Raw genomic sequence first — 13,137 nt, 5'->3', positions numbered from 1 at the left:
TTTATCGCGATGAAGGGGCCTTCACCTACTCTCACGCGGTCAGCAGAGGACCTTCGTACCGCAGCGAGTCGCCCTCGCCGTAGACCCGGACCGTCAGCTCCGGCGGCTTCCACGGAGCGAAGACTTCGTCGACCGTCTGGGGCACCGGACCCAGGTCCACGTCCACCGCGAAGGTATGCGCCACGATCGCGGCCCGGACGACGTCACCGTCCGCGTCGGTCACCTCCAGGCGCGTCACCCCGGTGCCGATCGCTCCGAGCACGCCCGGTCGCCTGCTCCACACCGCGAATCCGCGCTCGCCGGTGTCGCTCCCGTACCCGGTGCTCATGATGTTGAACAGCGTGCGCTCTCCCTCCCGGAAGACGCACTCCGCCTCGACACCCGAATCGTGGTAGGCCAACATCCGCCCGTCCGCGGTACTCGTCCCGATCCGGGCCCCGGTGTGCCACCCCGCGTGTGACACCGCCTCCGTCGATCCCGCGATCTCCGCGGACCGGTAAAGCTCGCAGAGCGCCGTCAACTCCGCTATCCATCGTGTGGTCTCTTCATCACTTGCTGGGGCCACTACGCGTGTGCCCTCCTTCCTGACTGTCCACAATGGTCATCATCGAGGCTGACACACCCCCGCTGTCGATCACATCGGGGTTCTCCCGGAGATCGGCCCGGCCCGCTGCACGGTTCGGTGCAACCGGCTCGGGCGGTTAGACCGACCAGAGCAATCTCGCGGGTATCCCGTCATGGGTGTTTCGGTCACCCGTCGGAGTGTCGTGACACTCCGACGCGAAGAGGTACGGCCGATGACCGCGCAGCGCACGAGCACGGACGAGATCGGCGAAATCGGTGTCTGGCTGATGGGCGAGTTCGGGGGCCGAGTGCCCTCGGCCGTGATCAGCCGGGTGCTCAACGCGAGCAAGCGCGACCTCGAAGGCCGCATCGACCCCGAAGAGCTGGGCGAGATGTTCTACACCCTCTGCCGGTTCCGCCTTCAGCGGATCGTGGCCTCGGACGAGCGGATCACCGTCAGAATCCCCGGCGCTCGTCTTTCGTGACGGTCTTCAGCTCCACGTACTGGGCGCCGAACCCTCCCATCCAGGACCCCCGGAGCCCGGCGACGTCACGCAGAGTGTGCGAAGGTGACGGCATGGCCGCTTCGCGCAGACGATTCCCCGTGTCCTGGACCACCGTCATGCCGGTCCTCGCCATAGTCGTGCTGGCGCTGAGCTGGGGGCGCGACCTGGGCCCGGTGCCCGTGGTCATCGTCGCGCTCGCGCTCGGCGGGACGGTGCTGGCCGCGGTTCACCACGCCGAGGTGGTCGCGCACCGCGTCGGGGAACCCTTCGGCTCGCTGGTGCTGGCGATCGCGGTCACGGTCATCGAAGTCGCGCTGATCGTGACGATGATGTCGTCCGGCGGCCCCGAGGCCGGGACCCTCGCCCGCGACACCGTGTTCGCCGCGGTGATGATCACGATGAACGGCATCGCCGGCATCTCGCTCTTCGTCGGCGCCCGCCGCTACGGCGAAACGCATTTCAACCCCGAGGGCAGCGGCGGCGCGCTCGCCACCGTGGCGACACTCGCTTCCGTCACCCTCGTGCTGCCGACGTTCACCACGAGCACCCCCGGCCCGGCCTTCAACGGCACACAGCTCACCTTCGCCGCGGTCGCGTCGCTGCTGCTCTACGGGCTTTTCGTGCTCACGCAGACCGTGCGCCACCGCGACTTCTTCCTGCCGGTCGACAGCGAGGGCTCCGTCAAGGAGGAGGACCACGCCGAACCGCCGACCAGCAAGGCCGCGCTGACCAGTCTGGGGCTGCTGGTGGTCGCACTGGTCGCCGTCGTCGGCCTGGCGAAGGTCGAGTCGCCCGCGATCGAAGCGGGCGTCCGCGCGGCGGGCTTCCCGCAGTCGTTCGTCGGCGTCGTGATCGCCATGCTGGTGCTGCTGCCGGAGACCCTGGCCGCGACCCGGGCCGCGCGGCGCGACCGGATGCAGACCAGCCTGAACCTCGCCTACGGTTCGGCGATCGCGAGCATCGGGCTCACCATCCCGACCATCGCGCTCGCGTCGATCTGGCTGGACGGGCCGTTGATGCTGGGTCTCGGTGCCACGCATATCGTGCTGCTGGCGCTGACGATCGCGGTCAGCGTGCTCACCGTCGTTCCGGGCCGGGCGACCCGGCTGCAGGGCGGGGTGCACCTCGTCCTGCTGGCCGCGTTCCTGGTGCTGGCCGTCAGCCCGTGACACAAGTCCTCTTCGGACGGTGTTCTGTCGGTGGTCCCGGGTAATCTCTGCCCCGTGAACGCTCGGGACCGCATCCAAGAACTCGCCGATCAGATCGTCGTCCTTCGCGACGCCTACTACCGGGGCTCGCCGAAGGTCGCCGACGCCGACTACGACGCGATCGAAGACGAATTGCGCGGGCTCATCGAGGCGAACCCCGAGCTGGCCCCGGATCCGAACCCGCTCGACCAGGTCGGCGCACCCGCGATCCTGCACGCGCCCATCCGGCACTCGCGCCCGATGTTGTCGCTGGAGAAGGCGACCAAGCCCGAGCAGGTCGCGGCGTTCTTCACCCGGTTCCCTGGGCAGCCGGTGGTCGTGATGCCGAAGCTCGACGGCCTGTCGCTGGCGCTGGTCTACGAGAACGGTCGGCTCGCCAGGGCGGTCACCCGCGGCGACGGGACGACGGGCGACGACGTGACCATGCTCGTCCGGGCGCTGACCGACGGCGTCCCGGACAAGGTCGACGCGCCCGGCCGGGTCGAGGTCCGCGGTGAGGCGGTCATGTTGCGCTCCACCTTCGCCGCCTACAACAAGGTCCACCCGGACAAGCCGCTGATCAACCCGCGTAACGCCGCCGCGGGCACCCTGCGCGCCAAGGATCCCGCCACCGTCGCCGAACGGCGTCTCCAGTTCTTCGCCTTCGATCTCTCCACCGAGCCCGAAAGCGCGGAAACCGATCTCGACGGCGCGCTCCGGACGCTCGGGTTCGCCGCCGCCGACATGCGCCACTGCGAGGACGCCGAGGCGGCCCAGGCGGTCATCACGACCATCGAGCAGCAGCGCAACGAACTCGACTACGACCTCGACGGCGCCGTGTTGCGCCTGGCGGATCGCGACGCCTACGCCGCCGCCGGAACCAGGTCCAGCTCACCGCGCGGCGCGCTGGCGTTCAAGTTCGCCGCCGAGGAGAAGACCACCGTGCTCGCCGATGTAGTCTGGGACGTCGGCAAGACCGGCAAGATCGCGCCCGTCGCGTGGCTTGAGCCGGTGTTCGTCGGCGGGACCACCGTCACCAGGGCGACGCTGGCCAACCAGGAGGTCATCAAGGCCCGCGGTATCAAGATCGGCGACACCGTGCTGGTGCGCCGCGCGGGCGACGTGATCCCCTTCGTGGCGGGCGTCCTCGACGCCGCCAAGCGCACCGGCGAGGAACGGGAGATCGTGCCGCCCTCGGTGTGCCCGTCGTGCGAAGAACCGTTGACCGAACAGGGCAACAGCCGGGAACTGTTCTGCACCAACGTCGCCTGCCCCGCCCAGACCGTCCGGCGGCTGATCCACTGGGCGTCGCGCGCGGCCGCGGACATCGACGCGATCGGCGGGGTCTGGATCGAGCGGCTCGCCGAGGCCGGGATTCTCGAGCACCCGTCGGACTTCTACCGGCTCACCAAGGAGAAGTTGCTGGAGTTCGACCGCATCGGCGAAGTCTCCGCCACCCGCATGATCGAGTCGATCGACGCGAGCCGGGCCGTCGGCCTGCGCCGGGCGCTGATCGGGCTCGCGATCCCGATGGCCTCCGAGGGCACCGCCGCGCAGCTGTGCCGGGCAGGGTTCGGGTCACTGGAAGCCGTCGTGGACGCCGGCGAGGAGGGTCTCGTCGCCGTGGAGGACATCGGCCCGAAGGTCGCCGCGTCCCTGATCGAGCACCTCACCCGGCTGCGTCCCGAACTCGAGCGGCTTCGGGAAGCCGGAGTCTCGCTGGACGTGCGCGAAGAAGACCTCCCGCCGGTCGTCGCGGCCGGTGCGCCGCTGGAAGGCAAGACGGTCGTGGTCACCGGCTCCATCAGCGACCCCCGCTCCGGTGAGAAGGTGCCGCGCCCGACCTTCCAGCGGCTGTGCGAAAGGGCGGGCGCGACCATCGCGTCTTCGGTCTCGGCGAACACGGACATGCTGATCACCGGTGCCGACGTCGGAGCGAGCAAACTCACCAAGGCCGAGAAACTCGAAGTCGAGGTCGTGGACCAGGGCGTGATCTGGCAGCAGTTGATCGGAGCCGGTGTCGTCTGACCTCCTTTCCGCATTCAGAGGACTAAACGCTGGGCCTCGTCCGGTACCGAGGGCTCGTCGAGTGCCATTCGAAACCGCCGCCCATCCATCCCCGCAATCCGCGCAAGAACCGCTGCAGCTCGACGGAAGGGACCGCGCTCAGCTTTTCGTGCGCCGACTGGAAGTCCCGCACGACGTCGTTGTGCAGTTCGACGGTGATCGCCGTGGCCTCTTCGATCGAGCATTTCCGGTCATCGGCGATCAGCAGGACCGCGTTGCAGGGCGGCGACTCGTCCTCCAGATCCTTGGTGACCGAGTGCACGTCGTTGACGAGCACGGACGCCGTCCCCGCTTGGATCGCCGCCTCGCGGACCCGCGGGTCGTAGTAGAGGTTCGAAGTCAGTTCGTAGCCACCAAGGACGTCGATCAACGTCATCGAGGTGTAGAAGCTGTCGTGCTGCCGTGCCGCGAGATACTCCCACGCCGGCGGGTATTTCCCGCTGTGGCGCCACGCGGCGTAGGCGGTCCAGCTCACGAACATGGCGAAGGTCGAGTAGCAGACCCGCTGGACCTGCGCGGCGGTCCCGGATCGCCGCAGGAAGTCCGTCGCCGAGCCCAGCGCCACCAGCACCCGGTCGTTCCGCAGTGTCTCGTCAAGATCGCGGCTGAATTCGCCCAACGACGGCACGGGGTCCATCGCGGCCATCGCCAGCGCGAGCTTCGGCGGCAGCTCGGCAGGCACGGCGCCGAGGGAGGTGTCGTCGGCGTAGAGGTCGTCGGCCGCCCACCACGCGGCGTTGAGCCGCGCGGAGATCAGCAGCCGGTCGGGATCCTCGCAGTCCGGGTGGGCGAGCATGACGAGCCTGCCGAATCCCGCCTTCCCGATCTGCTCGCACTCCTCCTCGTCGAACCCGCACTCCCCCGCCCACAGGACGAGCCGCCGGTCGACCTCCTGGGCGAGCGGATCGTTGATCCGTTCGGTGACGGGGCAATACAGCGGCGGCGCCGATCCGTCGCCCCACGGCCGGTAGGCGTACGCCGGGTCGAGGCTGGGTTCCTGCGGCGGTGGCACCTCCTCCACCACCGCGGGAACAGCGGTCAGCCGGGCCGCCAGCCGGGCGGCTGACGTGCCCAGCCCGCCCGGACCGGCCAGCAGTGTGGCGAGCGCACCCTGTTCGGTCATCGCTTGCTCCGATGGTCTCGCGGGATCAGACGCGGTCGGCGGCGATCAGCAGGTAGTGGAAGCTGCCCTCGCGATAGGCGTCCAGGAACGGTCCTTCGATCCCGGTCGCCACCGACGATTTCGCCCGCAGCTCCCAGTACGGGATCGTGTCCGCCGTCAGATCCACCACCGAGATCGGCACCAGGCCGTTCGCCGTCATGGCCTTGAAGTACTCACTGCGCGGGTGGATGTTGCAGGTGTAGTGCTGGTCGATCTGCGCGACAGCCTTGGACCGGCCACCGGTCACGTCGTTGTAGCACCCGGTGATGGTGACGTACCGCCCGCCGAACTCCAGCTGCCGCGCGTGCTCGGCGAAGAGTTCGTGGAGGTCGACGTACATCGTGCTTTCGTTGTTCCAGATCGCCTTGCGTGACCCGGTTTCGAAGCCGGTGTCGAGCATGTTGCGGAAGTGGTAGCGCACCCGGTCGGCGACGCCCCTGATCTCCGCCTGGTGATTCGCGAACTCGACCTGCTTCTCCGAGATCGAGATCCCGTCGACGTGACAGCCGAAGCGCGCGTTGGCCATGATGCTGGATCCGCCGCGTCCGCAGCCGGCGTCGAGCAGCCGGTCGTCCGGTTTGACGTCACCGAGGTGATCGAGCAGGACGTCCGCCTGAGCGGTCTCCAGCCGGTGCATCTCGGCGATGATCCGCTCGTCGCGAGTGTTCTCGGGGCCTTCCAGCACCGACCAGTCGACCTCGCCGATCCCGTAGTGGTGGTGGTAGAGCCCGTCCACATCGCCCAGACGCAGGTTGACCGGATCCTTCTCCTTGTTCCAGTACGACGCCACCGACTTCTGGTACTCGGTGCGCAACACCTTGGCAGGAGCGGGAGTACGGGCGATGGTCACGTGGGTGGTCCTTTCTGGAGCGTTGTTGTTCGTTGTGGTCACCGTGCGACCTCGACGTTCTCCAGGACACCGAGCGCGTCCGGAACGAGCACGGCGGCCGAGTAGTAGGTGCTGACCAGGTAGGTGGCGACGGCCTGGTCGGTGATGCCGTCGAAGCGCACGTTCAGGCCCGGCTCGTACTCGTCGGGCAAGCCGGTCTGGTGCAGCCCGATCACGCCGTTGTCCTCGACACCGGTCCGCATGGCGAGGATCGCGGACGTGCCGCTGTCGGTGATCGGGATCTTGTCGCAGGGCAGCAGTGGCACGCCACGCCACGCGGAGACCACCTTGCCGTCGACCGTGGTGCCCTCCGGATACAGGCCGCGCCGTGTGCATTCCCTGCCGAACGCGGCGATCGCCTTCGGATGGGCGAGGAAGAACTTCGTCTTGCGGCGTCGGCTGACGAGTTCGTCCATGTCGTCGGGTGTCGGCGGCCCTGACCGGGTCTGGAACCGCGACTTGAGGTCGGCGTTGTGCAACAGCCCGAACTCGCGGTTGTTGATCAGGTCGTACTCCTGCCGCTCCCGCAGCGCCGCCACGGTCAGCCGGAGTTGCTCGTCGAACTGGTCCATCGGCCCGTTGTAGAGATCGGTCACCCGTGTGTGCACCCGCAGCGCCGTCTGCGCGACGGCGAGGTCGTACTCGCGCGGCGAGATCTCGTAGTCGACGAACGTGCCGGGAAGCGGCGGTTCGCCGTCGTGCCCCGACGACATCCCGATCTCGGCCTCGCCCTTGGCGTTCTGCGGTTTTCCCTTGTGCGCCAGCATGTCCTGGACGTGGCGGCGCATCGCCTCGGACCGGCCGTTGAGGTCGGCGAAGTCTTCGGCGCGCAGGGTCAGCACGATCACCGGGGTGACGGCCTTGGCGGTGAACGGCCAGTTCCGGTCGATGCCGGCGAGCATTTCGTCACCGAAGTGGTCTCCGTCGGCCATGCTGCCGACAGAGGCTTCGGCGCCGTACTCGCCCGGCACCACCTTGGCGATCTTGCCGTGTGCGACCAGCACGACCTCGTCGAGCGGAGTCCCGTGTCCGACGATGGTCTCGCCGGGCTGGTACTCGTGCTGCACGAACCGGTCGGCGAGCGCGGTGAGCGTGTCCTCGTCGTCGAAACCCCGCAGCAGGGCCAACTCCGCGAGTTCCTGCGGGACGACCCTGACCTCGGTGCCGACGTTGGTGAAGCTCACCCGCCCGTCACCGATGGCGTAGGTCAGCCGCCGGTTGACCCGGAAGGTACCGCCCGACGCCTCGACCCAGGGCAGCATCTTCAGCAGCCACCGCGGCGTGATGCTCTGCATCTGCGGCCGCGTCTTGGTGGTCGTCGCCAGGTTGCGCGCGGCGGCGGGGCCGAGACTGAGCCGCCGGTCGGCCTCCGGCGTCGTGGCGGTCATCCTTCGCGGCCGAGTTCGGCGGCTTCGAGGACGGCGAGCGCGTCCGGCACGAGTACGGCCGCGGAGTAGTAGGTGCTGACGAGGTAGGAAATGATCGCCTGCTCCGAGATCCCCATGAACCGGACGTTCAGACCGGGCTCGTATTCGTCCGGCAGGCCGATCTGGCGCAGGCCGACGACGCCCTGGTTCTTCTCGCCGGTGCGCATCAGCAGTACGGAGCTGGTGCCGGTCTGGCTCACCGGGATCTTGTTGCAGGGCAGGATCGGCACCCCGCGCCAGGACGGCACCTTGTGGCCGCCGAGATCGACGCCGGTCGGGTAGATCCCGCGTTTGCTGCACTCGCGGCTGAACGCGGCGATCGTGCGCGGATGCGCGAGGAAGAAGCCGGGTTCCTTCCACACCAGCGCGAGCAGGTCGTCGAAGTCGTCCGGGGTGGGCGGGCCGGTGCGGGTCGGGATGCGCTGGGTGAAGTCGGCGTTGTGGAGCAGGCCGAAGTCTGTGTTGTTGATCATTTCGTGTTCTTGCCGCTCACGCAGCGCCTCGATGGTCAGCCGCAACTGCTGCTCGGTCTGGTCCATCGGCTGGTTGTAGAGATCGGACACCCGGCTGTGGACCCGGAGCACCGTCTGGGCGACGCTCAGTTCGTACTCGCGCGGCGAGGTCTCGTAGTCGACGAAGGTGCCCGGCAGCAGCGGCTCGCCGTCGTGCCCGGAGGAGATGTCGATCTCGGCCTCGCCGAAGTCGTTGGCGCGCCCGGAGTCCTGTGCGGCCCGCTCGATCTGTGCCTGCAGCGATTCGGACTGTTCCAGTACTCGCTCGAAGTCCTGGCGGGTCAGGGTGAGCACGGTGCAGGCGGTGGCCGCCTTGGCGGTGAACTCCCAGATGCCGTCGTCGGTGACGAGGGTCTGCGCGCCGAAGTAGTCACCGTCCTTGACCACGCCGAGCGCGGTCTCGTCACCGTAATGACCGGGGCCGGTCTTGGTGATCTTGCCGTGTGCGATGAGGTAGACCCGGTCGGCCCGGTGGCCGAATTCGACGAGCACGTCGCCCGCCGCCACTTCCTGCTGTTCGAATCGGCGGGCGAGTTCGTCGAGCACCTCTTCGTCGTCATATCCCTTGAGCGGCTTCAGTTCGCCGAGTTCCGCCGGGATCACGGTCACTTCGGCGCCTGCCTTCGAGAACGTCACCCGCCCGTCGCCGACCGCGTAATTGAGCCTCCGGTTGACCCGGTAGGCACCACCGTTCACCTGAACCCATTCGAGCGACTTCAGCAGCCAGCGGGACGAGATTCCCTGCATCTGCGGAACGGTTTTGGTGGTCGTCGCCAGGTTGCGCGCGGCGGCCCTGCCCAAGCTCAGCTGCGGATTTTCCGGCCCCTGGACACCTTCGGCGGAAGTGTCCGATTCGGTCACGGTCACAGCAAGGTCCACCCTTCGATAGTCATGTGAACAAACAAGATCCACCATTCGCGGCGCGCCGGTCATGCCTCGAAGTGCGGCCCGCAGGATCAACATAGCAAGGGGTTTTTCCCACACAAGCGCACTTTCAGGTAATACGACAAGGCCACCCGAATGCCGAATTCTGTCCTGCGCCGGAAACCTTTTGGAAATGTCACTCGACGTTTTATGCGGCCACGCAATCGGGCAGACGATTGTGCTGAGGTGTCACGCGAAGCCGTGCCGAGACTCCCCCTGGTACTCGCGATGCCGCCGATGGAGTGGCCACAACGGACTCTTTCGGGTCGGTCCGGCGTCCGCGTTCGGCGATGGCTTAACAGACCGCGACGAAACAGAGGGTCGCGTCCGGACACTCCGTCGGGTCAATGGTTCAGCCCTTGCTGATATGTCAGCGTCGACTGTACTGTCCTGTCTGTGCTGACATGTGAGACCCAAGTGGCCGCCCTCGCCCGGCTCGGTCGCGCCCTCGCCGACCCGAACCGGTGCCGGATCCTGGTCGCGCTGCTCGATGGCGTGAACTATCCCGGGCTGCTGGCCGGGCAACTCGGGCTGAGCCGGTCGAACGTGTCGAACCATCTCGCCTGCCTGCGAGGTTGCGGACTCGTCGTGGCCACCTACGAAGGCCGGCAGGTCCGTTACTCGCTGGCGGACGCGCATCTCGCCCGCGCCCTGCGGGAACTCGTCCAGGTCGTCCTGGCCGTCGACACCGCCGAGCCCTGCGTGGACGAGGTGCTCCGGTGAGCCTGGAGAGCGATTCCTGCGCGGACGGCTGCTGCGCCGCGAAGCCCACCGTGGCCCCGGATCGCCGTGCCGTCCTTTCCCGGCGGGTCCGGCTCTTGGTCGCCGCGACGATCACGTACAACGTCGTCGAGGCGGTCGTCGCCATCTCGGCCGGCACCATCGCCTCCTCGACGGCCCTGATCGGCTTCGGCCTGGACTCGGTCATCGAGGTCGCCTCGGCCACGGCGGTCGCCTGGCAGTTCTCCGGCAAGGACCCCGAAGCCCGCGAACGCGTCGCGCTCAAGGTCATCGCGGTGTCCTTCTTCGCGCTGGCCGCGTACGTCACCGTCGAATCGGTCCGCACCCTGTTCGGCACCGACCCCGCCGAGCACTCCCCCGTCGGCATCGTGCTGGCGGCGGTCTCGCTGCTCGTGATGCCGTTCCTGTCCCATGCCCAGCGCCGCACCGGGCGCGAACTCGGCTCCGCGAGCGCCGTCGCCGACTCGAAGCAGACCTTGCTCTGCACCTATCTTTCCGGTGTGCTGCTCGTCGGGCTGCTGCTCAACAGCCTGTTCGGCTGGTACTGGGCCGACCCGCTGGTCGCGCTCGTCATCGCCGCCGTCGCGATCAAGGAGGGCCGCGAGGCCTGGCGCGGTGAACACTGCTGCTGAAAGGAGCGCCATGACCCGGCCCGCCCGATGGAACCGGTACTGGGACGGCAAATCCCAGAACTACGACCGGGAAATGCAGTTCCTGGACCGGAAGCTCTTCGGCGATTCCCGTGCGTGGGCCTGCGGCCAGGCCACCGGCGAAGTCCTCGAAGTCGCCGTCGGGACCGGCCTGAACCTGCCGCTCTATTCCGCAGGTGTGACGCTCACCGGCATCGACCTCAGTGACGGCATGCTCGCCATCGCCCGCTCTCGCGCCGAACGCCTCGGCCACCCGGTGACGTTACGGCGGGCCGATGCCCATGACCTGCCTTTCGACGCCGATTCGTTCGACACCGTGGTCTGCACTCTCGGACTCTGCGCCATCCCCGACGACGGCAAGGCGCTGCGGGAGATGGCCAGGGTGCTCCGGCCAGGGGGCAGGCTCATCCTGCTCGACCACATAGCGAGCTCGTCGCGCGCCGTCCGCGGTCTGCAATGGATCGTCGAGAAGATCACCGTGCCGATGGCGGGCGAGCACTTCCTCCGCCGCCCGCTCGACAAGATCGACGGTCTCGGTTTGGCCGTGGAGCACCGGGAGCGATTCAAACTCGGGCTGGTGGAACGGCTCATCGCCCGCAAGTGAACCGTGTCATCGGAATTTCATCGGCGTGGCCGATCCTGGTTGCGTGACCCACCCTCCGCAGCAGCAGCCGATCTGGCAGCAGTACCCCGTCGCGACGCCGAAGAAGACCCCGAAGACCGGACTGATCGTCGGGATCGCCGCCGCGGCGGTCGTCGTCACCGGCGGAGCGATCGCGGTGACCGTGGCGATCACCACGGGTGGCGGCTCGTCCGCCGGCAGCGTCCCCCAGGTCGACCCCGACCCGTTCTCCGCACAGGCCGGCGATTGCATCTCGGCGGACGAGGACGCCGGCAGCAACGGCGCGTTCAGCGCCAGCGCCGTCCGAGTCCACTGCTCGGACGGCTCCGCCAACTACTCGGTGATCGCCCAGCTCGCGTCCGGGGCCGGCTCGGACTGCAACTCCGTGCCCGGCTACGAGTACGGCAACCCCGTCGTCTACGACTTCAACTCCGGGGCGTCACGGGAGCTCTGTGTCATGCCGAGAGGCTGATGGCTGTCTCCGGGTGAGGCTCTGGGCTTGCCCGGCATGCAGATCGCCCACCCATTCCCATCCGGGTTTCGCCGACGGGCCGATTCGCGGGTCGTCCGGCGCCCGGCCGTCGCGCAAGGCGTGTACGTACGCCCGATCCAGGTCTATCCGTGCCCGCGCTTCCCCGGCTCCGCCGACGGCCCCATGGCCGGGTACGACGACGTCGATGTCCCCCGCTACGTCTTCGAGCACCTGGAGTCCCGTCAGGTAGTCGTCGATCGGCTCCCCGTCGGTGTCGAACATCGGGACCAGGACGTCGGAAAGCATGTCACCGGCGACGAGCACCCCGCGTTCTTCGATCAGCAGCGCCGCGTGACCGGGAGCGTGGGCCGGATGCTCGACGATCCGGATTCGCGGGCCGTTCCAAGGAATCCAGGTGGTTCCGGCGGGCAGGCCGGTGATCAGCCCGAACAGGTCGAGCGGCATCTCCCCGGCGATCTCGGGTGGCAGCCCCTCGGCGACGCCGGTCTTCCAGTCCGCGTTCGACCGCAGATCTCGCAGGTACTCCGCGCAACGGGCGGTGCCGTAACGGGGTGCGTCACCCAGCTCGATGTGCCAGAGCACGTGATCCCAGTCGGGATGCGTCGCGAAACCCGCCACCACCGGGCGGCCCGACTCGGAGAGATCGTTCGCGAGGCAGGTCATTTCGTCGCGGGTGAGGCCGGGGTCGACGAGCAATACGCCGTCCTTTCCCTCCACGACGACCGTGTTGTTCTCGAGCAACGCGCTCTGATGGACCAGCACGCCCTCCGCGATCTGTGTCAGCACGGCGATCCCTCCGCTTGTGCCGTACCGGGACCGCCGGCTTCCCAGGCGGCCTCGATCATCCGGAAGATCTCGTTCACCGCGGCCTCCGGATCGGCCGCCTCCCGGCCGATCGAGTAGGCGTCGATCACGAACCTCGCGATCGTCCGGCAGGCGGTCGCGGACCGCGACAACTCCGGATCCGCCGCGATGGCCGCCGCCAGGGACTCCGCGTGGCGCAGCCGCATGGAGTCCTCGTACTCCCGTAGGGCGGGCGACTCGTCGATCATGTGCCAGATCGGGGCGGCGCCGTCCGCCGCGCAATGACGCACCATCGCGTGGACCTCCCGGCGCAGCGCGGGCATGAGCGGTTCGTGCGGCGCCCGTTCGGTGACCGCCCGCGCGAGACCTCGCTCGAACTCCGCGTCCTGTCCGAACACCAAAGCCTCTTTCGAGGCGAAGTGGGAGAAGAGCGTCGTGACGGCTACGTCGGCTTCCGCGGCCACCTCGCGGATACCCACCGCGTCGTACCCGCGTTCCAGGAAAAGCCGCAGTGCGGTGTCGGCGATCTTCTGACGGGTGGCGGCCTTCTTCCGCTCACGACGTCCGGTCGGCACGGTCATGCGGCGAC

Annotated in this window: 14 protein-coding genes; 7 read left to right on the top strand and 7 right to left on the bottom strand. The window is 68.2% G+C overall.

Going from position 1 to position 13,137, the window contains the following annotated elements:
- Positions 1-31 precede the first annotated feature (31 nt).
- Positions 32-520 carry a hypothetical protein gene (locus tag ACLJQ7_RS03640; RefSeq protein WP_410646701.1) on the bottom strand — a complete coding sequence of 163 codons (489 nt, stop codon included), beginning with the start codon at positions 518-520 and terminating at the stop codon, positions 32-34.
- Positions 521-797: 277 nt separating this feature from the next.
- Between ACLJQ7_RS03640 and ACLJQ7_RS03635 the strand changes: the two genes are divergently transcribed.
- The 3 genes from ACLJQ7_RS03635 (at position 798) to ligA (ending at position 4,285) form a co-directional block, all read left to right on the top strand.
- Positions 798-1,049, top strand: a complete 252-nt coding sequence (locus tag ACLJQ7_RS03635; protein WP_410646700.1) for a hypothetical protein — start codon at positions 798-800, stop codon at positions 1,047-1,049.
- Positions 1,050-1,141: 92 nt separating this feature from the next.
- Positions 1,142-2,239 carry a calcium:proton antiporter gene (locus ACLJQ7_RS03630; RefSeq protein ID WP_410646699.1) on the top strand — a complete coding sequence of 366 codons (1,098 nt, stop codon included), beginning with the start codon at positions 1,142-1,144 and terminating at the stop codon, positions 2,237-2,239.
- Between the two features lie 54 nt (positions 2,240-2,293).
- The gene (gene ligA / locus ACLJQ7_RS03625; protein WP_410646698.1) at positions 2,294-4,285 is read left to right on the top strand and encodes an NAD-dependent DNA ligase LigA; all 1,992 of its coding nucleotides are present in this window, start codon (positions 2,294-2,296) and stop codon (positions 4,283-4,285) included.
- A gap of 22 nt (positions 4,286-4,307) precedes the next feature.
- On the opposite strand, the gene ACLJQ7_RS03620 is transcribed toward ligA, so the two are convergent.
- From ACLJQ7_RS03620 to ACLJQ7_RS03605, 4 genes are read right to left on the bottom strand one after another with little or no spacing between them, the layout of a single operon-like run.
- Positions 4,308-5,447: a family 2 encapsulin nanocompartment cargo protein terpene cyclase gene (locus tag ACLJQ7_RS03620; protein WP_410646697.1), complete on the bottom strand. Its 1,140-nt coding sequence runs from the start codon at positions 5,445-5,447 to the stop codon at positions 4,308-4,310.
- A gap of 25 nt (positions 5,448-5,472) precedes the next feature.
- The gene (locus ACLJQ7_RS03615; protein WP_410646696.1) at positions 5,473-6,336 is read right to left on the bottom strand and encodes a geranyl diphosphate 2-C-methyltransferase; all 864 of its coding nucleotides are present in this window, start codon (positions 6,334-6,336) and stop codon (positions 5,473-5,475) included.
- Positions 6,337-6,374: 38 nt separating this feature from the next.
- Positions 6,375-7,763, bottom strand: a complete 1,389-nt coding sequence (locus tag ACLJQ7_RS03610) for a family 2B encapsulin nanocompartment shell protein (RefSeq protein ID WP_410646695.1) — start codon at positions 7,761-7,763, stop codon at positions 6,375-6,377.
- Entirely contained in the window at positions 7,760-9,181 is a 1,422-nt protein-coding gene (locus tag ACLJQ7_RS03605) for a family 2B encapsulin nanocompartment shell protein (RefSeq protein ID WP_410646694.1), read from the bottom strand. The genes ACLJQ7_RS03610 and ACLJQ7_RS03605 overlap by 4 nt, the downstream gene beginning before the upstream one ends.
- Positions 9,182-9,634: 453 nt before the next feature.
- On the opposite strand from ACLJQ7_RS03605, the gene ACLJQ7_RS03600 reads away from it, so the two are divergent.
- The 4 genes from ACLJQ7_RS03600 to ACLJQ7_RS03585 are packed head-to-tail and all read left to right on the top strand — an operon-like array spanning position 9,635 to position 11,723.
- Positions 9,635-9,961 (top strand): ArsR/SmtB family transcription factor, encoded by a 327-nt coding sequence (locus ACLJQ7_RS03600; protein WP_410646693.1) that lies wholly within the window; start codon positions 9,635-9,637, stop codon positions 9,959-9,961.
- Positions 9,958-10,611 (top strand): cation transporter, encoded by a 654-nt coding sequence (locus ACLJQ7_RS03595; protein ID WP_410646692.1) that lies wholly within the window; start codon positions 9,958-9,960, stop codon positions 10,609-10,611. Before ACLJQ7_RS03600 ends, ACLJQ7_RS03595 begins: the two co-directional genes overlap by 4 nt.
- Before the next feature lie 10 nt (positions 10,612-10,621).
- Positions 10,622-11,233 carry a class I SAM-dependent methyltransferase gene (locus ACLJQ7_RS03590; RefSeq protein ID WP_410646691.1) on the top strand — a complete coding sequence of 204 codons (612 nt, stop codon included), beginning with the start codon at positions 10,622-10,624 and terminating at the stop codon, positions 11,231-11,233.
- A 43-nt stretch (positions 11,234-11,276) separates the two neighbouring features.
- Entirely contained in the window at positions 11,277-11,723 is a 447-nt protein-coding gene (locus tag ACLJQ7_RS03585) for a hypothetical protein (RefSeq protein WP_410646690.1), read from the top strand.
- On the opposite strand, the gene ACLJQ7_RS03580 is transcribed toward ACLJQ7_RS03585, so the two are convergent.
- Positions 11,691-12,530 (bottom strand): MBL fold metallo-hydrolase, encoded by an 840-nt coding sequence (locus ACLJQ7_RS03580; protein WP_410646689.1) that lies wholly within the window; start codon positions 12,528-12,530, stop codon positions 11,691-11,693. The two genes, ACLJQ7_RS03585 and ACLJQ7_RS03580, sit on opposite strands and share 33 nt — an antisense overlap.
- Positions 12,524-13,129 carry a TetR/AcrR family transcriptional regulator gene (locus tag ACLJQ7_RS03575; RefSeq protein WP_410646688.1) on the bottom strand — a complete coding sequence of 202 codons (606 nt, stop codon included), beginning with the start codon at positions 13,127-13,129 and terminating at the stop codon, positions 12,524-12,526. The genes ACLJQ7_RS03580 and ACLJQ7_RS03575 overlap by 7 nt, the downstream gene beginning before the upstream one ends.
- Positions 13,130-13,137 lie beyond the last annotated feature (8 nt).

It is taken from the genome of Amycolatopsis sp. cmx-4-54 (genome assembly GCF_046548895.1).
Taxonomy (GTDB): Bacteria; Actinomycetota; Actinomycetes; order Mycobacteriales; family Pseudonocardiaceae; genus Amycolatopsis.
The sequence above is the reverse complement of the archived record's forward strand: the minus strand, read 5'-3'. Positions and strand labels throughout refer to the sequence as shown.

Excerpts from the sequence above, each read along its gene's own strand:
- ACLJQ7_RS03635 (WP_410646700.1), top strand. The coding sequence starts at position 798 with ATGACCGCGCAGCGCACGAGCACGGACGAGATCGGCGAAATCGGTGTC.
- ACLJQ7_RS03630 (WP_410646699.1), top strand. The coding sequence starts at position 1,142 with ATGGCCGCTTCGCGCAGACGATTCCCCGTGTCCTGGACCACCGTCATG.
- ACLJQ7_RS03620 (WP_410646697.1), bottom strand. The coding sequence starts at position 5,447 with ATGACCGAACAGGGTGCGCTCGCCACACTGCTGGCCGGTCCGGGCGGG.
- ACLJQ7_RS03610 (WP_410646695.1), bottom strand. The coding sequence starts at position 7,763 with ATGACCGCCACGACGCCGGAGGCCGACCGGCGGCTCAGTCTCGGCCCC.
- ACLJQ7_RS03590 (WP_410646691.1), top strand. The coding sequence starts at position 10,622 with ATGACCCGGCCCGCCCGATGGAACCGGTACTGGGACGGCAAATCCCAG.
- ACLJQ7_RS03575 (WP_410646688.1), bottom strand. The coding sequence starts at position 13,129 with ATGACCGTGCCGACCGGACGTCGTGAGCGGAAGAAGGCCGCCACCCGT.